The sequence below is a fragment of the Klebsiella sp. A-Nf5 genome, from assembly GCF_002810545.1.
Classification (GTDB): Bacteria; Pseudomonadota; Gammaproteobacteria; order Enterobacterales; family Enterobacteriaceae; genus Klebsiella; species Klebsiella variicola.
In genome coordinates, this window is the sequence record NZ_PIOG01000099.1 from 1 (window position 1) to 20,445 (window position 20,445).

Sequence of the window (20,445 nt, forward strand, 5' to 3'; positions counted from 1 at the left end):
CGAATTACTACGCGCCGCAGTCAGAACGGAGCATCATCTGGAATGATCCGGAGATAGGGATTGACTGGCCGGCGCTGAGCGACTGCGCGCTGTCGCTGTCGGAGAAAGATCTGCAGGCACATACTCTTGCCACAGCTGAAGTCTACGCATAAGTATAAATTTGCTTGTTAGATTATGGATATCACAAGTGGTTATTTAAAAATAATAATAAAAATTTATCCTAAAGGTAATCGATTAATGACTTATAAAGCAATGAAGCCAAAGGTTATCGCTTCTATTGTATTATTTAATCATTCCTATGATGATATTAAAGATACGCTTCTCTCGTTATGCCATGAAGAGAGTGTTGAAAAAATAATCTTCGTTGATAATGGTGGTTGTCAGTGGGCTGCATCATTGAATGAACCAAAAGTGAGCTATATTAAGTCACCTTGTAATTGTGGCTTTGGTGCCGGACATAATCTCGCCATTAAAGCAAGTTCAGATTTTGATGGCTATTTTTTAATATGTAATCCTGATATCAGCTTTGATAAGCAGTCACTAGATAAATTAGTATCATTTGCATGGGTAAATGAATATAATTTTGTATCCCCGCAGATTATCTATAAGAATGGTGAGCGTCAATATAGTTGCCGCCTGTTGCCAACGCCCAGTAATCTCTTCTTAAGACGTTTTCTTCCTACAACAGCTATTAAGTATGATGCTACATACGAGTTAAAGGATGCCGAGTATGATAAGGTATTTTCACCCCCTTCGGTATCTGGCTGTTTTATGCTTTTGACGAATGTTTTATTACAAAAGTTGAATGGCTTTGATGAGCGCTATTTTATGTATCTGGAAGATGTAGATTTGTGTCGTCGAGCTTTACAGCTCACGAAGATCTATTATTGTCCGGATACCACAATTGTTCATGTTTTCAATAAGGGATCTTATAAAAGTAAATTGTTGCTTTGGTATCATGTTCGTTCTGCCATTACCTATTTTAATAAATGGGGATGGTTTTTTGATAAAAAACGATATGCTTACAACGAATCAGCATTGCGTAATATCCCTAGAAAGCTAAATTAATTTATTCGGTATTATTTCAGAGCTTAAAATGAAAAATCCACATCAGAAACCGTCATTATCTCCATTAGACATAGTTAAGAGTATATATACTCACCGTAGTATAATTTTGCAAATGACTAAGCGAGATGTTATTGGCAGATATAAAGGTTCAGTAATGGGCGTTTTATGGTCGTTTTTGAATCCTTTATTCATGTTGACTGTATATACCTTTGTTTTTTCGGTGGTATTTAAAGCCAGATGGTCAACTGGTGGAGATGAAAGCAGAACACAATTTGCAATAATATTATTTGTCGGTATGATCGTCCACGGTTTTTTTGGTGAGGTAATCAATAGAGCACCACAGATAATATTGAATAATACTAACTATGTAAAAAAAGTAATTTTTCCTTTAGAGACATTATCTGTCATATCCTTGGTAGCTGCGTTATTCCATACAGCTATTAGTTTACTTGTGCTATTAACCGCTTTTGTTATATTTAATGGTTTTATACACTGGACAATAATATTTATCCCTTTAGTTTTCCTCCCTCTTGTGATTTTCAGTCTTGGCTTGTCATGGATTTTGGCTTCATTAGGTGTATTTTTGAGAGATGTTAGCCAAACTACGGTCATCATAACGACGGTTTTGATGTTTTTATCTCCAGTATTTTTCCCCATCAGCGCGCTACCTGAAAAATATCATATTTGGATTATGCTCAATCCTGTGACATTCATAATTGAGCAGGCTCGGGCTGTGTTGATTTGGGGTGGGTTACCTAATTTTATGGGGATATTGCTCTATACTGTTGGAGCATCCATTGTCGCCTGGCTTGGCTTTGTGTTTTTCCAGAAAACAAGAAAAGGATTTGCTGATGTCCTCTAATCAAATCGCGATAAAGGTAACTAATTTAAGCAAATGCTATCAAATATATTCCCAGCCATGGGACAGATTGAAGCAATTCTTTGCCCCAAAACTAAAGAGTGTAATTCGCCGTGAAAGTCGCAGCTATTTTAAAGAGTTTTGGGCACTGCGAGATGTTTCATTTTCGATAAATAGAGGAGAAACCGTTGGTATCATTGGGCGAAACGGTGCCGGGAAGTCGACATTATTGCAAATGATTTGCGGTACGCTTACTCCAACTGTCGGTGACATTGAAGTTAACGGCCGAGTGGCTGCGCTACTTGAGCTGGGGGCTGGTTTTAACCCAGAGTTTTCGGGCCGTGATAATGTATATCTTAATGGTAGTGTATTAGGTTTAAGTAAATCAGAAATTGATCAGAAATTTCAGGAAATATTAGATTTTGCTGATATCGGTGATTTTATTGATCAACCGGTAAAGACCTATTCAAGTGGTATGTATGTACGTCTGGCATTTGCTGTTCAGGCCTGTATTGATCCCGAAATACTGATTGTTGATGAAGCATTAGCTGTAGGTGATATTGGTTTTCAATATAAGTGCTTTAAGCGCATGGAAATGCTTAAACAAAAAGGGACAACCATTATTATGGTCACGCATTCAACTGGCAGCATATTAGAGTATGCAGATCGCTGCCTGGTAATGAGTGATGGTATGTTAGTCGGTAATACGACTGATGTATTGGCTGCCGTTCTTGCCTATGAGAAAGGTATGCTGATGATCGAGCGCGCTGATACATCAGAGAAAAAAGAAGCTGTTTCCCAGACGGGGGAAATTGCTTCAGCTGAGGAATTATCCGCAATACAAAATACGCAAACCAATGCTGAAGTTGATGAAAAACGGTTTGGAAGTGGTCGAGCTATAATTGAAGACTTCTCAATTATGAAAGCAGATGGCACCCCTCTCTCTGAAAAGCCATTAGTAAAACCAAATGAAGAAATTTATTTTTCTTTCAAGCTAAACTCATCAGAAAATATAAATGATGTAGTCTTAGGCGTTTCGCTATCCCGGACCCAAGGTGGGGATATTTGGGGGGATAATAATATTTTTGCTGGGCATAAGATAGACTTGATGCCAGGGGTTAGGAAGCTTAAATATAAAGTTAAGCTTCCTATCAATACTGGTGACTATCTCGTCCATTGCGGTTTAGCTTGTTTTAATAATGGTGAGCGAGAGGAGCTCGATCAGCGACGACCAATTGCCAGAGTGAAATTCTGGTCATCAAGAGAACTTGGTGGTGTTATTCATTCTCCTGTAAATGTTATAGAGGGAGATGAACTATCATGATCGGCATTTATTTACCTGCTTTTCCGTTCCGGGGGGTAAAAGCCCCCTATTTATGGTTTTTATATAAAGCCATGACGGCTATTAAAGAACCGTTGGCATTAATTACTACCCAGGATTATTTGTTACCCTATACGAAGTGGCAGGAAGAGGGGCGCTGGGAGGTTACTGATGACGGACAGAAACGTTTAGGTTACGAACTGCCTGATTTTTCAGTTCGCCAAAAAGACAACGTCTATATTGTTAATGAAGAATCATTATCTGAAGCATTAACTGAGTGTGGCGATAATAGTAATCTCCTTTTTAAAAAATTTCTGACGGAAATCATTCCTGATTTCAAAAATGCTTTAATCGCTGCATTACAAAAACAAAACGACATTGAATGTATTCTGACCATATGCAATTGTCCATCACTGAATGCTGCAGCAGAAAAATATAATATTCCAGTTGTAAATCTTGAATTAGGTCCGCTGCGTTCTCCGACGTATCTTTTTACTGGTTATTTTGATTTTTCTGGTGTCAATGGCAACACTGAAGCGGGGAAAAGATACTTTGCTGCTAAACAACAAGGTGTTGTCTTTAATAAAAAAAATCGCATTTCAGCGTTACGTGATTTTTTTATTAACAGTCGAAACGATGATGACTACATTGAACCAGAATATGATGTTGGTATAGTTTTACAAGTTGAGAACGATTCCAATATCCTTGCATTTAGTAATAGTTTCGATAATCAAGCCTTATTGGACTATGCTGAAGGTTCTTTTATTGGAAAAAAAATAGTACGACCGCATCCAGGAAGCCATTTTAGATTAATTGAGAATCCTGGATATGAAATAGATAATAACAATCTGTCAATCATCGATTTTCTTAAAAAATGTCGCAAAATTCTAACCATTAATTCCAGTGTCGGTCTGGAAGCAATGCTAATGAATATTCCTGTGAAAATTTTGGGGGATTGTTCATATGCATTTTGTAATGTTGATGATGTTGATGAGCGAGTTGAACGTCTAACCTTCTATTTATTTTCTTATTTAGTTCCATTTGATTTGTTATTTAACGCTGAATATATCCGCTTTCGATTGGCCTCTCCATCCGAACATGAAATTTTAAGTAAGCATATCCTATATTATATATCGTCACGAGAAAAACAGAGCATTATTGATATGAAAACATCTACTATAGATGTCGTAGAAAATGGAATGTATGAACGAGGTCTCTTGAAAGAGCTCGAAGAGTTGAAGCTAAAAAATCTTGAGTTGAATGATATTGTGAGCAGACTAGAGTTAGAGTTACAGCAAGAGAAATTGTTGCAAGCTGAGAATGATAATAATGACATACTGGTTGATGTTATTGTCCCCGTTTATGGTGGTTTACAGGAAACTCAGGAATGTATAGAGTCAGCAATATCAACTCTCCCCTCATGGGCTGAATTAATTGTTATTAATGATGCTTCACCTGAACCTGAATTGACAGATTGGCTACGTAAACGTGCACAAGACAATAGTTTCAAGCTGCTCGAGAACGAAAATAATTTAGGTTTTGTTGCAACCGTCAACCGTGGTATGAAACTGCATTCGAAACGGGATGTTCTTCTCTTAAATAGTGATGTTGAAGTCGCTAATAAATGGCTGGAACGTATCTATGATGCAGCTTATAGTCGTGAGCGTGTAGGGAGCGTAACTCCATTTTCAAATAATGCGACGATTTGTAGTTTCCCAAATTTCTGTGAAGATAATGAATTATTTTCCGGAATGGATGTCCAGGCACTCGATGATGAATTTGAAACCTATGGCAAAGAAAATAATCTTGTCGAGATACCAACAGGTGTTGGTTTTTGTATGTACATTCGTCGTGACTGCTTAAACCAGGTTGGATATTTTGACGAAGAGACTTTCGGTCGTGGTTATGGTGAGGAAAATGACTGGTGTCAACGTGCTGCAAAAGCCGGTTGGCCTAACTTTCATCAATTGAATGTCTTTGTTTATCATAAAGGCGGAGTTAGTTTCGCTGGCGAGCAAAGCCCGCGCAAAATACGCGCGATGGAACTCCTCAATGAATTACATCCAAACTATACCCGTGATGTAATGGAGTTTATTTCAAGAGATCCTGCTAAGCAAGCTCGCCAGCGAATGCTACTGCGCATTCTGGCGAAAGCAAATCTTCAGAAAATACTGCTGGTTTCTCATCATATGGGGGGCGGAACAACCTATCATCTCGAAGAGTTATCTAATTTTTACAAAGGAAGAGCGTGCTTCTTTATTTTAAAGCCTAATGCAGACAACAGTAGCGTAGTGATCTCTTTGAGTGCTGACGGACGCACATGCAAAGAAAGTATCTCAGTTGATATTGAAAATGGCTATGATGATCTGCTGAGATTATTACGCTTTTTAGGTATATCGCATATTCATTTCCATCATTTGATGGGAATCCCTGAGAAGATCAGAAAACTGCATTTAGATTTGAAATGCTCCTATGACGTCACAATTCATGACTACTTCGCAATAAATGGAAACCCATCGCTAACCGACAAAAATGGTCTTTTTATTGGCGATAATACAACAAACATGGACGAATTATGCGCGGAAACATATCCGTTGCCTGTTGGAATGTCAGCAGCCACATGGCGTTCAAATATGAATGCGTGGTTATTTGGGGCTGAGCGAGTTATTTTCCCGTCGGCAGATACTAAATTTCGGTTTACAAGATATTTTCCCGATATTTCTGAGAAAGCTGTCATCGCATGGCATCCTGATTACGAAAAAAATGCTCCATATCCCGATGTCAGGAAAACTTACACGGGTGATCGGAAACTGAAAGTCCTTGTCCTTGGCGCTATCAGTCGTGAAAAAGGCGCTTTCATGCTGGATGAGGTGGCGCATGCACTTAAAAGAGAAAACATTGAGTTCCATCTTCTTGGCTACGCTTGTAGTACGCTAAATGATGCGGTTATTTGCCATGGTGCGTATTCCAATCAGGATTTAGAGCAAAAACTCAATGATATTGCTCCGGATGTAATGTGGTTCCCTGCGCAATGGCCTGAGACATATAGTTATACGTTGAGTGCAGCACTTCAATATGGGTTACCGGTTGTTGTACCAAATATTGGTGCCTTTGGCGAACGACTCATCGGACGAAAATTTAGCCGGATTATTAATTGGGATATATCTTTCCAAAGAATGAGTGAGTTATGGCGACAAGCTATTGCAGATTTCGATGGATTTTTCCAGCAACAGAGTGTTGATCCAATGCCGGATGTTTCGTCAGAAACACGTGTTGATCATTTCTATCAAGATTATTATATTCGTGATTCATGGTGGCGTGAAAGCGAGCTTGGCAGAATTGATTTTAAAACTTTGATAGATAGTTTCTATTCTTCAGAGAACATCACAATAGCTGAAGAAAAAATATCTCAACCTCAAGGAAGGAAAGAAAAATTATTGGCTATATTATGGGTGTTGCGGCAAAATCCTGCATTATCTTGGGCAATCAAACTTATCCCCTACCGTTTGCAACGATATGTGAAACGACAACTATCGCGTCGTGCATTACACGAAATTGTTCGATAAGTATTGGTACCCAAAATTAGACTAGATAGTGTTATATGGCCGGTCATTGTTTCCATCTCTTGCAAAAGTGAATGAAGAGAGTGATCTATCGGGCAAGCATTTTGTGCTTGCCCGAGCCTCTATAATTATTTTATTGACACAAAATGTTACGCTCACTATTCTTTCATGATTCTGCTTAGGGCATGATAGAAACTTGATGAATAATAATTTGTGTTATTTTCACTGATGCTGAATTTCTCGTGTTCTTTATCGACGCCAAAACTTTCTGGTTTGATTTCTAAATAGTAAGGGCTAATGAATATTGCACCATTGTTATGATGATGTTCCAATGCATCATAGATGATTTCTTCGTTTTCAACCATAGGGTGCACTTCTGGGATTCCATAATTTTCAATTCCAGACGTTTTTAACCAGTTAAATATATAGTCACCATAAAATGCTGAGCCATAGGTATTTAATCCAATATTATAATGATTATTCTTTTTAAGTGAGTCTTCAACTGCAATTTTTTCCTCATTCCAGTCTGCATTAAACATTGGCGCTATTTGGTGCGAAAAGGTTCTATCCCTCCCAATGCATGATGAGCTTACAATATCTGCATATTTTTGTATCTCACTTGCTACCTCTTTTTTTCTAAAGTTATAAAATTCCTCGGACAATGGATTGTAATACACTGGTTGTAATGACTCAGGATAATCATTCCAGAACTTCATGCTTTTCTCTTCGGGCAACTTTATGCCTTCTCCGACACGAACAGGTTTTGTTTGTTGTCGATCCATTACCGGCACATCTATACTTTTCATCAATGTCAATTTCCCATTATCGTCATGGACGACATCTACAACATGAATTCCTTTACTCATCTTTCGAAAATCCAGATAATATCGATACCCTACAGCTGAAGTGCCCAATGTTGGGATGGCCTGATATACATCCATTCGACTGAGCCCGCTTTCTGCATACCCAGCATCTTTTCCATCTATAAAAATCCTGACTTTTGCTGGACCTTGACCGTTTCCTGCTGCCCAACCATATATTGCTAACCTTCCCGATGAAGCATAATCAAGGTGCTCAAAAAAGTTTTTCAGGTGAACAGTGTTTATATTTTTTGATGGTGGGTTGATTTCATTAAATGATATATATTCTGAACCAAGTTTATCATTGAGTGATTTTATGTTTTTATATTTATCAAATAAGTAATTTCTGAATCTTTTAATCGAGTTTTCTGAGTAATCTGTAAGTTGCATTTCACCACGGTAACCCATTCCATTAAAAAAGTCGGGGAAGGTATAATGAACTTCACCAAGGACGGTCACTGCTCTAATTTTTTGTTGGTCTACTATATCTAAAGCACAGACTTGCGATAAAACCTCATTAATTGCGTCTTTGCGTATCTTATCAATTAATGAGTCGCTTGCATTAATTGCCCATGGATATGTTTTGCTGGAGAAATAGTTGTCGACAGGAACTATGCCATTGCTTAATTGCATCATGTTTTTGCCATCTATTTTAGAAATTAATTCTTCAGTATTTGCACCCTCGGAAACGGAGAAGTGGTTCGAGAAAAGATAAATAACAGCTTGTCTTTTTGTGTCTTGGAGTAATTTTAAACGATAGCGTATTTTTTCTTTGTCGATCTCATACGAGCCATCATTATGCATCTTGACATAAGATAATAATGGGAAGCTCAGCATATAGCCCATCTGAAATTTACCATCCTTACTTTTTTGAGGACCAAATTCAGATAGTTTTCTCTCGATAAGTGAGGACGAGGTTTCATTTATTGACTGGCAGTATTTTGCTGCTTCATAGGTATTGGTCATTCCTTTTTTGATTGCAGATTGACAGATGTCAATACCTCCAATCATTGGCGATATCAGCGTGCTTTCAGAAAATGCAGTAACAGGAAAAATACTCATCGCTAAAATGAAAATAGTTTGTTTCATATTTGTTTGCTGACCTTTATATATAATTGCTATGTATTTTAGCTGAGATTGGGGATGAGAACATGAGCAACATATCAAAACAGCTATGATTACGCTGAAAGTGTGTCGTAAATCAAAAATGCGTGTTGAAAGTATAGTTTGCTGTTGCAAACAGCTTATATGAAGGTCGTTTATAGTGATGAGTATTTGATAAGGGCATTCATAAATGATGAATGCCCTTAAAGGAAAAGATAATTATTTATTTACCGATATAATGTAAATCGGAATCAGTTTCAGTTCATAAAAAAGTTTTCTCAGTGACGACTCTTGAGATTATCAATCACTTCCCCGAGATCCAGCCCCTGGTCCTGCAGCAGCACCAGCAGGTGGTACATCAGGTCCGACGCCTCATTCTTCAGCTCGAAGCGGTCGTTCACCGTGGCGGCCAGCGCGGTCTCCACGCCTTCTTCCCCCACTTTCTGCGCAATACGCTTGGTACCGCTGGCATACAGCTTCGCCGTGTAGGAGCTCTCCGGGTCGGCGTGCTTACGCTCGGCCAGCAGCTGCTCCAGCTGATAGAGGAACAGCCACTGGTGGCCAGTTTCGCCGAAGCAACTGGTGGTGCCTTTGTGGCAGGTCGGCCCGATCGGGTTTACCAGCACCAGCAGCGTATCGTTGTCACAGTCCGGCGTGATGCTCACCACGTTGAGGACATTGCCCGAGGTTTCACCCTTGGTCCACAGCCGCTGTTTGGTGCGTGAGTAAAAGGTGACCTTGCCGGTGGCTTCGGTTTTCTCCAGCGCCTCCTTGTTCATGTAGCCCAGCATCAGCACTTCGCCGGAAACGGCGTGCTGCACGATGGCCGGCATCATGCCGTCCGTTTTTTCCCAGTCCAGCTGTTCAGTCAACATACCCTTATCTCCACGCCCTGTGCCGCCAGGTACGCTTTCAGTTCGCCAATATTAATAATCTGTTTGTGGAATACCGAGGCCGCCAGCGCGCCGTCAACATTGGCGTCGCGGAAGGCTTCGAGGAAGTGTTCCATGGTGCCCGCGCCGCCAGAGGCGATCAGCGGGACATGGCACACTGCGCGAACCTTCGCCAGCTGCTGCAGATCGTAGCCGTTGCGCACCCCGTCCTGGTTCATCATATTGAGGACGATCTCGCCCGCGCCGCGCTTCTGCACTTCCTCCACCCAGTCGAGGGTTTCCCACTGCGTCACCCGGGTGCGGGTCTCGTCGCCGGTATACTGGTTGACGTGATATTTGCCGGTCTCTGCATCAAACCAGGTATCAATCCCCACCACAATACACTGCACGCCAAAGCGGTCGGCAAGGCGGGTGATCAGCGTTGGGTCGGCGAGAGCAGGGGAGTTAATCGAAATCTTATCGGCGCCGAAGGAGAGGATCTGCGCCGCGTCTTCCAGCGATTTGATCCCACCCGCCACGCAGAAAGGAATATCGATCACTTCCGCCACGCGCGACACCCAGCTCTTGTCGACCACCCGGCCGTCGCTGGAGGCGGTGATATCATAGAACACCAGTTCGTCGGCCCCTTCGTCGGCATAGCGCTTGGCCAGCGGGACGATGTCGCCAATGATCTCGTGATTACGGAACTGCACGCCTTTCACTACCTGGCCGTCGCGGACGTCGAGGCAGGGGATTATCCGTTTTGCCAGCATTGAATGGCCTCCGTTACGTTGAATTTACCTTCCAGCAGCGCGCGACCGACAATCACGCCGCGCACCCCGGTGCCGCGCAGCGCGGCAATATCATTAAGATCGCCGATGCCGCCGGATGACTGAAACGCCACCTGCGGGTAGCGGGCGCAGACTTCCTCGTACAGCGAGACGTTAGAGCCTGCCAGGGTGCCGTCGCGGGAGATATCGGTGCACAGCACATGCTGCAGGCCGACCGGCAGATAACTTTCCACCAGCTCCTCCAGCGTCACGCCGGAGTTTTCCTGCCAGCCGCTGACCGCCACCTGCTTATTGCCATCGGTGTCAATGCGCACGTCGAGCGCCAGCACCAGCCGCTCAGGGCCAAAGCGTTTAAACCAGCCTTTCACTTCCTCCGGGGACTTCACCGCGGTGGAGCCGACCACCACACGGGCGACGCCGGCCTCAAGCAGGGCCGCGACATCCGCTTCGGTCCGCACGCCGCCGCCAACCTGTACCGGGACGTCAACGCCGGCGACCAGCGATTTCAGCAGCGGGATCTGGCGCTTCGCCGGATCCTTCGCCCCGGTCAGGTCGACCAGGTGCAGGACTTCCGCCCCCTGAGCGGCATAGGACTGCAGGCGCGGCAGCGGATCGCTGCCATAGTCGCGCTGCTGGCCGTAATCGCCCTGGTGGAGACGAACGACGGTGCCGTCGATTAAATCTAAAGCAGGAATAATCATCACATCTCCAGGAAGTTTTTCAGCAGCTGCGCCCCGGCGCTCCCGGAGCGCTCCGGGTGGAACTGCACGCCAAAGAAGTTATCTTTCTGCACCGCGGCGGTGAACGCCTCGCCGTAATTGCACTGGGCGATGGTGTACGGGTTGACCGGCATGGCGTAGCTGTGCACGAAGTAGAAATACGCGCCTTCTTCAATGCCGCGGAACAGACGATCGCCTGCTTTGGCATACACCCGGTTCCAGCCCATGTGCGGCAGCGGCAGACCGTGGTCGGTCATCTTCGGCACCTCTTCTTCGATAATGCCCAGCAGATCGACGCCGTTGTTCTCCTCACTGCGCTTGCCGAGCAGCTGCATGCCCAGGCAAATCCCCAGCACCGGCTGGGTACAGGCTTTGATCAGGTCGATCAGATCGCGGTCGCGCAGCTGGTCCATCGCCGCCTGGGCGGTGCCGACGCCGGGAAGAAACAGTTTATCGGCACGCAATACCACCTCCGGATCGCGGCTGACCACTGGCTCATAGCCGTGGCGGCCAATCGCCGATTTCACCGAATTGAGGTTGGCGCACCCGGTATCAAGGATCACCACATTCATCACAGCACCCCTTTGGAAGACGGCAGGGCATCGCCCTGGACGCGGATCGCCTGGCGCAGCGTACGGCCAAAGGCTTTGAACAGGCTCTCCACGCGGTGGTGATCGTTCTTGCCCTTGGTTTTCAGGTGCAGGGTCACCGCCATGGTGTAAGAGAGCGAGCGGAAGAAGTGTTCCACCATCTCGGTGCTCAGATCGCCGACGCGCTGATAGGTGAAGTCCGCCTTATACTCCAGGTGCGGACGGCCGGAGATATCCAGCGCGCAGCGGGCGAGACACTCGTCCATTGGCAGCACGAAGCCGAAGCGGTTGATGCCGCGCTTGTCGCCGAGCGCCAGCTTCAGGGCTTCGCCGAGGGCCAGGCCGGTATCTTCCACGGTGTGGTGATCGTCGATGTACAGATCGCCGCCGACGTTAATTTCCATGCGGAAGCCGCCGTGGGTGGCGATTTGGTCGAGCATATGGTCAAAAAAGCCGACGCCGGTGTGGATCTTGCTACCGCCTTCGCGGTCCAGCCACACCTTCACGTCCACCTGGGTCTCTTTGGTGATGCGCTCGACGTGGGCATAGCGGTCGCGGCGGGTCAGCTGCTCGCTGATGGTCGGCCAGTCCAGGGTCTCGCGGTCATAGCGCAGGCCGGTAATCCCCATGTTATCCGCCAGCTCAAGGTCGGTGGCCCGGTCGCCAATCACATAGCTGTGGCTTTTATCCAGCACACCGTCTTCCAGCCACGGCAGCACCAGCTGGGTTTTCGGTTTGCGGCAGGCGCAGTTGTCGCCCGGGAAGTGCGGACAAATCAGCACCTCTTCGAAATTGACGCCCTGCGAGGCGAAGATCTGCATCATCAGGTTGTGCGGGCCATCAAACGCTTCCTGCGGCAGACTGTCGGTTCCCAGGCCATCCTGGTTGGTGATCATCACCAGCTTATAGCCTTCCTGCTGCAGCTTCAGCAGCGCCGGGATCACCTGCGGCTCAAACGCCAGCTTGTCGAAACGGTCCACCTGGAAATCCACCGGCGGTTCGGAAATCAGGGTGCCGTCACGGTCAATAAAGAGATACTTCTGGGTCATACATTCTCCGCAGTCAAGGCGTCAATCACGCGCTGGCTCTCGGCACGGGTACCGATAGTGATACGCAAACAGCCGCTTAATGAAGGTTGTTTATTCTGGTCACGTAAGATAATGCCCTGATCCCACAAAGATTTAAACACTGCGCTGGAGGCGGTTATCCGCGCCAGAACGTAGTTTGCCTCGGAATCGAAGACCTGCTCCACGCAGGCGATGCCGCGCAGCTGTTCCACCAGGTAGCGGCGCTCGTCGAGGATCTGCGCCACGCGCTGGCGCATCGCCGCGATGCCTTCCGCGCTCAGCGCCTGGGCGGCGATATCGGCCACCGGCGTGGAGAGCGGATACGGAGCGATCACTTTCAGCAGCACGTTAATCACCTCGGCGTTGGCGAGGGTGAAGCCGCAGCGCAGGCCGGCGAGGGCGAAGGCTTTGGACAGCGTGCGCAGCACCACCAGGTGCGGATAGTCGCTGAGCCAGCCGGCGAGCGTCGCCTGCGGGCAGAATTCAATATAGGCTTCGTCGGCGACCACGATGGCTTTATCGCGAGTCATCTCCAGCAGGTCGCGTATCGACTGCGGATCGATGATCTGACCGGTCGGGTTGTTCGGGCTGCAGACAAAGACCACCTTCACGCCGTCCAGCTGCGCCTCGATACCCGGCAGGTCGAGCTGCCAGTCGGCGAGGGTCGGCACGGTGCGGCATTCGACACCGATGGTCTCGGCGCTGACGCTGTACATGCCGTAGGTGGGCGGACAGTAGAGTAGCGCGTCTTTGCCGGGCTCACAGAAAGCGCGGATAAGCAGCTCAATCCCTTCGTCAGCGCCGCGGCTGACCAGCACTTGCTCCGGTTTGACGTCGGCGTAGCGGGCGTAGCTCTCGATGACTGCCTTCGGCTGCGGCTCCGGATAGCGGTTCATCGTTTGCGCGGTAAGCTGGAAAGCCACGGCGGTCGGGAATTCGTTGGCGTTCAGCCAGACGTCGCCTTTGCCGCCCAGGCGGCGAGCGGATTGATACGGGGTCAGCGCACGGACGTTGGCGCGGGCTAAATCTTCAATGCTCATGCTTGCTCCTTCAGGGCGGCAACGCGCAGCGTTACGGCGTTTTTGTGGGCGTCAAGGCGCTCGGCGGCGGCCAGGATCTCAATCGTTGAGGCGAGGGCGGCAAAGCCGTCGCGCGACAGCTCCTGCACGGTCATCCGCTTCTGGAAGTCGGCCAGGCCGAGGCTCGAACAGGTGGCGGTATACCCATAGGTCGGCAGGACGTGGTTGGTGCCCGAGGCGTAATCGCCCGCGGATTCCGGTGACCAGTCGCCGAGGAAAACCGAACCGGCGCTGGTGATGCTGTCCACCAGCTCGCGGGCCTGACGGGTCTGAATGATCAGGTGCTCCGGACCATACTGGTTGGAGATAGCCACGCACTGCGCCAGGTCGCGGGCCACGATGATCCGGCTGGCGGAGAGGGCCACGCGGGCGGTTTCCGCACGCGGCAGGGTGGCCAGCTGGCGTTCGACGGCCTCAGCGACGCGGCTGCCGAGGTCGGCGTCCGGGGTCAGGAGGATCACCTGCGAGTCCGGGCCGTGTTCCGCCTGCGACAGCAGATCGGAGGCGACAAAGTCCGGGGTGGCGCCGCTGTCGGCGATCACCAGCACTTCCGACGGGCCGGCCGGCATGTCGATGGCTGCGCCGTCCAGACGCTGGCTGACCTGACGTTTGGCTTCCGTGACGTAAGCGTTACCCGGGCCAAAGATTTTATCCACCTTCGGCACCGACTCGGTCCCGAGGGCGAGGGCGGCGATAGCCTGGGCGCCGCCGACGTTAAAGATGGTTTTCACGCCACACAGCTGCGCGGCATAGAGGATCTCATCGGCAATCGGCGGCGGCGAGCAGAGCACCACCTGCTGACAGCCGGCGATGCGCGCCGGCGTCGCCAGCATCAGCACCGTGGAGAACAGCGGCGCCGAGCCGCCCGGAATGTACAGCCCGACGGAGGCGATAGGGCGGGTGACCTGCTGGCAGCGCACCCCCGGCAGCGTTTCGACATCCACCGCCTGCAGCTGTTGCGCGTTGTGGAAGGTCTCGATGTTTTTCACCGCCACCGCCATCGCCTGCTTCAGCTCGTCGCTGAGGCGTTCGCCGGCGGCGGCGATCTCCGCCTCGCTCACCTGCAGCGCGGCGACGGTGGTTTTATCAAACTTCGCGCTGTATTCGCGCAGCGCCGCGTCACCGTTGGCTTTGACGTTATCGAGGATCTCCGCCACCGTTTTACTGATGCTGTCGGAGGCGGAAATCGCCGGGCGCGTTAAGAGTTGTTGCTGTTGGTCTGCGCTACAGCCGTTCCAGTCGATGATTGTGTTGAAGCTCATGATTGTTTTCCCCTGTGTGTCCCGTGACCGGCTGGCCGATTACTCCATCATCTTCTCAATCGGCAGCACCAGAATGGAGCTGGCGCCCAGCGCTTTCAGTTTTTCCATGGTCTCCCAGAACAGGGTTTCGCTGCTGACCATGTGCATCGCCACGCGCTGCTTGTCGCCTGCCAGCGGCAGAATAGTCGGACGCTCGGCGCCCGGCAGCAGGGCAACCACTTCTTCCAGGCGTTCGGTCGGAGCGTGCATCATGATGTATTTCGACTCGCGGGCCTGGATCACGCCCTGAATACGGGTCAGCAGGCGGTCAATCAGCTGCTGTTTGGCGTCGGCCATCTCGCCGTCGCGCTGGATCAGGCAGGCTTTGGAGCGGTAAATCACTTCCACTTCGCGCAGGCCGTTGGCTTCCAGGGTGGCGCCAGTGGAGACGAGGTCGCAGATAGCGTCGGCGAGGCCGGCGCGCGGCGCCACTTCCACGGAGCCGTTCAGCAGACAGGATTTAAAGGAGATACCTTTTTGATCGAGGTAGCGCTTCAGCAGGTGCGGGTAAGAGGTGGCGATGCGTTTGCCGTCCAGCGCCGCCGGGCCGTTCCAGGCTTCATCCACCGGGGTCGCCAGCGACAGGCGGCAGCCGCCGAAGTCCAGACGGCGCAGGGTGAAGTAGCGCGGGTCTTCGCCCTGAGCGCGGCGGCTGAGCAGCTCTTCTTCCAGCACGTTTTCGCCGATAATGCCGAGGTCGACAACACCGTCCATCACCAGGCCCGGGATATCGTCATCACGCACGCGCAGAATGTCGATTGGCATATTTTCCGCCAGCGCAATCAGACGCTGGGTGTGCAAATTGACTTTAATGCCGCAGCGGCTGAGTAATTCGCGTGAATCTTCGCTTAAACGGCCTGATTTCTGAATAGCTATGCGTAAACGGGTGTTGTCTAACATTGTTCTTTTCCTCTGAATACCTGTCTGAATCTGTCCGAATTTGGTCCAAAAAAAAGCCCCCGGAAGTGAATCTTCCGGGGGCTCTCTGCGCGTTCATGCACCACTGGAAGATCCAAATGTCTTCCAGCACACATCGCCTGAAAGACTAGTCAGGATGATGGTGATGATGGTGGTGTTTAAATTGAACGCGGTTCATAAAAATTCTCTGTGAATGACTATGCATTTGATGTCCTTTAACCTAAACCACTTCCGCCGCAGAAAGCAAGGGCTTTTTTCTATCATTAATTCATTTCACATTGAGCGAAGAAATTGTCAGTTGCCGCTGGCTGGCGTAGCCTGTAATCAGCACAGCGAAAGAGTCAGGAGCCTGGGATGAAAAAGGTCGCGATAGTCGGTTTGGGATGGCTGGGGATGCCGCTGGCGCTGTCGTTGATGGCGCGAGGCTGGCAGGTCACTGGCAGTAAAACCACGCAGGATGGCGTGGAGGCGGCGCGGATGTGCGGGATTGACAGCTATCCGCTGCGCCTGGAGCCGCAGCTGGTCTGTGATACCGAGGACCTCGACGCGCTGATGAACGTCGATGCGCTGGTGATCACGCTGCCAGCCCGGCGTACCGGGGCGGGAGAAGGGTTTTATCTGCAGGCGGTGCAGGAGATTGTCGATACCGCGCTGGCGCACCATATTCCGCGGATCGTCTTCACCAGTTCCACCTCGGTGTATGGCAACGTCAACGGCACGGTGAAAGAGAACTCCCCGCGTCTGCCGCAAACCGCCAGCGGGCAGGTGCTCAAGGAGCTGGAAGACTGGCTGCACAACCTGCCGGGGACGTCGGTGGATATTTTGCGCCTGGCCGGGCTGGTGGGGCCTTCCCGTCATCCGGGACGTTTTTTTGCCGGTAAGTCGGCGCCGGATGGCCAGCACGTGGTCAATCTGGTGCATTTGCAGGATGTGGTGGCCGCTATCGAACTGCTGTTGCAGGCCCCGAAGGGCGGGCACATCTATAATCTATGTGCGCCCCGCCATCCGGCGCGTGGCCTCTTTTATCCGCAGATGGCCCGTGAGCTGGGGCTGCCGCCGCCGGTGTTCAGCGACAGCCCGGACGGCGGTCAGGGCAAGATTGTGGATGGCAATCGTATCTGCAATGAGCTGGGGTTTGAGTACCAGTACCCCGATCCGCTGGTGATGCCGATGGAGTGATCTGCCAGCGGTGATTCGCATACCGTAAGGGGGTAGCGATGAAACCACTGCTGGATGTCCTCGTGATCCTGGATGCCCTGGAAAAAGAGGGGAGCTTTGCCGCCGCGTCGGCAAAGCTCTTTAAAACGCCCTCGGCGCTGAGCTACACCATTCACCGGCTGGAAAGCGATCTCAATATTCAGTTGCTCGACCGCAGCGGCCACCGTGCGCGCTTTACCCCCACCGGACAAATGCTGCTGGAGAAAGGGCGGGAGGTGCTGCATATCGCCCGCGAACTGGAGATCCGGGCGGTCAAGTTGCAGCAGGGGTGGGAGCACACCCTCCGCCTGGCGGTGGACAGTACTTTTCCCGTAGCGCAGCTCTCGCCGCTGATCGCGGCATTTTATCAACAACAGCCGCTGACCCGGCTGCACTTCAGTTTTAGTCCCTCGCTGTTTGACTGGCGGCCGCTGACCGACGGGCAGGCCGATCTGCTGCTGGGCGCCCTCGGCGAGCCACCGCCGCTGAGCGGCTATGACTCTCTCCCCCTCGGCGAACTGGAGCTGCTGCTGGTGGTTTCCCCGCAGCATCCGCTGGCGCGACATCGTGCTCCGCTGAGCTGGCGGACCCTGCGCCGTTACCGGGCGGTGGCCACCGGCGAGGGCGGGGTGCTGCTCAGCGATCAGGAGACCCTGACGGTGTGTGACGCCGCGGGGCAGCTGGCGCTGCTGCGCATGGGACTGGGCTGGGGCTGCCTGCCGCGCTATCAGGTGCAGGCGCTGCTGGACAGCGGCGAGCTTATCAGCATGGCCGTGAGCGGGCAGTCGCCCCGCCAGCATGCCTGGATCGCCTGGAATGACGCCACCTGCGGTTTGGCCAGCAAGTGGTGGCGGGAAACGCTATTAGCAAATAGTGCTATTTTTACAATTTATCATACGGAAATCGTATAGATATTAGCACGTTAAAAAATACGCTTACGCAATGAACTTCATAACATCTTGTCAACGCCGTTGAATTTGTTGCAAAATATGCGGCCTGAAAACCAGAGACTAGCCGACGCTTTTTTTAAAAGTGTCGGTTATTTTTTTGGTCGAAAGACATATCATTCAATACCAAGAGGCCGGGCTTCGTACCGGATAGATATTTACTAAAAACCGACAGTCGTTGTCGCTGAGGAATAGAAAGAAATGGGGCAATTTTTTGCTTACGCGCTGGCGTTCACCGTAAAAGGGGATAACTATGTCGCATAACGCTACTCCAAATACCTCTCGCGTGGAATTACGTAAAACACTTACGTTAGTTCCGGTTGTAATGATGGGCCTGGCCTATATGCAGCCGATGACGCTGTTCGATACGTTTGGTATCGTCTCTGGTATGACCGACGGTCACGTGCCGACGGCCTACGCCTTTGCGTTAATCGCTATCCTGTTTACTGCCCTGAGCTATGGCAAGCTGGTACGTCGTTACCCTTCTGCCGGCTCGGCGTATACCTATGCTCAGAAATCCATCAGCCCGACCGTTGGTTTTATGGTGGGTTGGTCCTCGCTGCTTGACTACCTGTTCGCGCCGATGATCAACATTCTGCTGGCGAAAATCTATTTTGAAGCGCTCATTCCTTCGATACCCTCGTGGGTGTTTGTTATCGCGCTGGTCGCCTTTATGACCGCCTTTAACCTGCGCAGCATTAAATCCGTGGCCAACTTCAACACCGTGATTGTGGTGCTGCAGGTGGTGCTGATTGCCGTCATTCTCGGCATGGTGATTTATGGCGTGTTTGAAGGCGAAGGCGCCGGTACGCTGGCCAGCAGCCGTCCGTTCTGGTCCGGTGACGCGCACGTGATCCCGATGATTACCGGGGCGACGATCCTGTGCTTCTCGTTTACCGGCTTCGACGGCATCAGCAACCTGTCTGAAGAGACCAAAGATGCAGAGCGCGTCATCCCGCGCGCGATTTTCCTGACCGCGCTGATTGGCGGCCTGATCTTCATCTTTGCCACCTACTTCCTGCAGCTGTACTTCCCGGACATCTCGCGCTTTAAAGATCCGGATGCGTCACAGCCGGAAATTATGCTCTACGTAGCAGGCAAAGCCTTCCAGGTTGGCGCGCTGATCTTCTCCACCATCACCGTGCTGGCTTCCGGTATGGCGGCGCACGCTGGCGTGGCGCGTCTGATGTACGTGATGGGCCGCGACGGCGTATTCCCGAAAAGCTTCTTCGGCTACGTCCACCCGACCTGGCGCACCCCGGCGATGAACATCATCCTGGTCGGCGCTATTGCGCTGCTGGCGATTAACTTCGACCTGGTAATGGCGACGGCGCTGATTAACTTTGGTGCGCTGGTGGCGTTTACCTTCGTTAACCTGTCGGTGATTTCGCAGTTCTGGATCCGTGAGAAACGCAACAAGACGCTGAAAGACCACTTCCAGTATTTGTTCCTGCCGATGTGCGGCGCCCTGACCGTTGGCGCGCTGTGGGTCAACCTGGAAGAGAGCTCGATGATTCTGGGCCTGATCTGGGCCGGTATCGGTCTGGTCTATCTGGCCTGCGTGACCAAAAGCTTCCGCAACCCGGTGCCGCAGTACGAAGATGTGGCCTAAGGCATAGCGTGATGTAAATGAGAAAAGCCGGAGGGAAACCTCCGGCTTTTTTTCGTTTGGCCCGGTGCGATATCTTTTGCCCGGCGGCGGTGGAGACTGTTATCGGTTTACCACGTTCTCAGACTCCGTAGGCCGGGTCAGGCGCAGCCGCCACCCGGCACAAAAGCGGCTCCGCGCCCGCAGTCCTTGCCCGGCGGCGCTGCGCTTGCCGGGCCTACGGTGTTGAGTAACCTTTTGATATGTAAATGTCTTTGTAGGCCGGGTAAGCGAAGCGCCACCCGGCAACATGTTGGGCACGGAGCCTGATGTATTGCCCGGCGGCGGGGAGACTGTTATCGGTTTACCACGTTCTCAGCCCGGGAAAAGCGTTATCACGTGTGGCTTCAGCGCACATTGCGCTCCCGGGTCCGGCGGCGATACACATACTGGGTCTGAACTCCGTAGGCCGGGTAAGCGAAGCGCCACCCGGCAATATGTTGAGCACGGAGCCTGATATATTGCCCGGCAGCGCTGCGCTTGCCGGGCCTACGGTGATGGTTAGCCTTCTGATATATAAATGGTTATGTAGGCCGGGTAA

Annotated in this window: 19 protein-coding genes and 1 other annotated feature; of the genes, 9 read left to right on the forward strand and 10 right to left on the reverse strand. The window is 50.3% G+C overall.

What is annotated here, in order from left to right; translation table 11 throughout:
• The 5 genes from CWM53_RS10430 to CWM53_RS10450 all read left to right on the forward strand — a co-directional run.
• A partial coding sequence (locus CWM53_RS10430) for a dTDP-4-dehydrorhamnose 3,5-epimerase family protein (RefSeq protein ID WP_165785066.1) occupies positions 1 to 152 on the forward strand: 152 nt, incomplete at its 5' end.
• Between the two features lie 22 nt (positions 153 to 174).
• A complete protein-coding gene (locus tag CWM53_RS10435) occupies positions 175 to 1,068 on the forward strand; it encodes a glycosyltransferase family 2 protein (RefSeq protein WP_227521703.1) in 894 nt (297 codons plus the stop codon).
• 28 nt (positions 1,069 to 1,096) lie between these two features.
• Complete coding sequence (locus CWM53_RS10440; protein ID WP_060619962.1) at positions 1,097 to 1,930, forward strand: ABC transporter permease; 834 nt, start codon at positions 1,097 to 1,099, stop codon at positions 1,928 to 1,930.
• The gene (locus CWM53_RS10445; protein WP_100730345.1) at positions 1,920 to 3,251 is read left to right on the forward strand and encodes an ABC transporter ATP-binding protein; all 1,332 of its coding nucleotides are present in this window, start codon (positions 1,920 to 1,922) and stop codon (positions 3,249 to 3,251) included. Before CWM53_RS10440 ends, CWM53_RS10445 begins: the two co-directional genes overlap by 11 nt.
• Positions 3,248 to 6,814: a GT99 family glycosyltransferase N-terminal domain-containing protein gene (locus CWM53_RS10450; protein ID WP_100730344.1), complete on the forward strand. Its 3,567-nt coding sequence runs from the start codon at positions 3,248 to 3,250 to the stop codon at positions 6,812 to 6,814. Before CWM53_RS10445 ends, CWM53_RS10450 begins: the two co-directional genes overlap by 4 nt.
• Positions 6,815 to 6,969: 155 nt before the next feature.
• On the opposite strand, the gene CWM53_RS10455 is transcribed toward CWM53_RS10450, so the two are convergent.
• The 10 genes from CWM53_RS10455 to hisL all read right to left on the reverse strand — a co-directional run bounded on the left by CWM53_RS10455 (position 6,970) and on the right by hisL (position 16,290).
• On the reverse strand, positions 6,970 to 8,760 hold the full coding sequence (locus CWM53_RS10455; protein ID WP_100730343.1) for a beta-galactosidase: 1,791 nt from the start codon (positions 8,758 to 8,760) through the stop codon (positions 6,970 to 6,972).
• Between the two features lie 293 nt (positions 8,761 to 9,053).
• The gene (gene hisIE / locus CWM53_RS10460) at positions 9,054 to 9,650 is read right to left on the reverse strand and encodes a bifunctional phosphoribosyl-AMP cyclohydrolase/phosphoribosyl-ATP diphosphatase HisIE (protein ID WP_008804111.1); all 597 of its coding nucleotides are present in this window, start codon (positions 9,648 to 9,650) and stop codon (positions 9,054 to 9,056) included.
• A complete protein-coding gene (gene hisF / locus CWM53_RS10465; RefSeq protein WP_008804112.1) occupies positions 9,644 to 10,420 on the reverse strand; it encodes an imidazole glycerol phosphate synthase subunit HisF in 777 nt (258 codons plus the stop codon). Before hisF ends, hisIE begins: the two co-directional genes overlap by 7 nt.
• On the reverse strand, positions 10,402 to 11,139 hold the full coding sequence (hisA, locus tag CWM53_RS10470) for a 1-(5-phosphoribosyl)-5-[(5-phosphoribosylamino)methylideneamino]imidazole-4-carboxamide isomerase (RefSeq protein ID WP_100730342.1): 738 nt from the start codon (positions 11,137 to 11,139) through the stop codon (positions 10,402 to 10,404). The genes hisF and hisA overlap by 19 nt, the downstream gene beginning before the upstream one ends.
• The gene (hisH, locus tag CWM53_RS10475) at positions 11,139 to 11,729 is read right to left on the reverse strand and encodes an imidazole glycerol phosphate synthase subunit HisH (protein ID WP_008804113.1); all 591 of its coding nucleotides are present in this window, start codon (positions 11,727 to 11,729) and stop codon (positions 11,139 to 11,141) included. The genes hisA and hisH overlap by 1 nt, the downstream gene beginning before the upstream one ends.
• On the reverse strand, positions 11,729 to 12,796 hold the full coding sequence (gene hisB, locus CWM53_RS10480) for a bifunctional histidinol-phosphatase/imidazoleglycerol-phosphate dehydratase HisB (protein WP_008804114.1): 1,068 nt from the start codon (positions 12,794 to 12,796) through the stop codon (positions 11,729 to 11,731). The genes hisH and hisB overlap by 1 nt, the downstream gene beginning before the upstream one ends.
• Positions 12,793 to 13,854 carry a histidinol-phosphate transaminase gene (gene hisC, locus CWM53_RS10485; RefSeq protein ID WP_012967604.1) on the reverse strand — a complete coding sequence of 354 codons (1,062 nt, stop codon included), beginning with the start codon at positions 13,852 to 13,854 and terminating at the stop codon, positions 12,793 to 12,795. The genes hisB and hisC overlap by 4 nt, the downstream gene beginning before the upstream one ends.
• Positions 13,851 to 15,155, reverse strand: coding sequence for a histidinol dehydrogenase (gene hisD, locus CWM53_RS10490; protein WP_100730341.1), 1,305 nt, complete (start codon positions 15,153 to 15,155; stop codon positions 13,851 to 13,853). Before hisD ends, hisC begins: the two co-directional genes overlap by 4 nt.
• 39 nt (positions 15,156 to 15,194) lie before the next feature.
• Entirely contained in the window at positions 15,195 to 16,094 is a 900-nt protein-coding gene (gene hisG / locus CWM53_RS10495; protein WP_002912152.1) for an ATP phosphoribosyltransferase, read from the reverse strand.
• A 47-nt stretch (positions 16,095 to 16,141) separates the two neighbouring features.
• Positions 16,142 to 16,264, reverse strand: a sequence feature (His leader region).
• Positions 16,240 to 16,290, reverse strand: coding sequence for a his operon leader peptide (gene hisL, locus CWM53_RS10500; RefSeq protein WP_004899375.1), 51 nt, complete (start codon positions 16,288 to 16,290; stop codon positions 16,240 to 16,242). It overlaps the preceding feature by 25 nt.
• A gap of 176 nt (positions 16,291 to 16,466) precedes the next feature.
• Between hisL and CWM53_RS10505 the strand changes: the two genes are divergently transcribed.
• From CWM53_RS10505 to plaP, 4 genes are all read left to right on the forward strand, one after another.
• Positions 16,467 to 17,291, forward strand: a complete 825-nt coding sequence (locus tag CWM53_RS10505; RefSeq protein WP_008804116.1) for an SDR family oxidoreductase — start codon at positions 16,467 to 16,469, stop codon at positions 17,289 to 17,291.
• A gap of 38 nt (positions 17,292 to 17,329) precedes the next feature.
• Positions 17,330 to 18,220 carry a LysR family transcriptional regulator gene (locus tag CWM53_RS10510; RefSeq protein ID WP_100730340.1) on the forward strand — a complete coding sequence of 297 codons (891 nt, stop codon included), beginning with the start codon at positions 17,330 to 17,332 and terminating at the stop codon, positions 18,218 to 18,220.
• A 237-nt stretch (positions 18,221 to 18,457) separates the two neighbouring features.
• Positions 18,458 to 18,520, forward strand: coding sequence for a membrane protein YoeI (gene yoeI / locus CWM53_RS32355; protein ID WP_096335043.1), 63 nt, complete (start codon positions 18,458 to 18,460; stop codon positions 18,518 to 18,520).
• A complete protein-coding gene (gene plaP, locus CWM53_RS10520; RefSeq protein ID WP_061153942.1) occupies positions 18,510 to 19,868 on the forward strand; it encodes a putrescine/proton symporter PlaP in 1,359 nt (452 codons plus the stop codon). The genes yoeI and plaP overlap by 11 nt, the downstream gene beginning before the upstream one ends.
• Positions 19,869 to 20,445 lie beyond the last annotated feature (577 nt).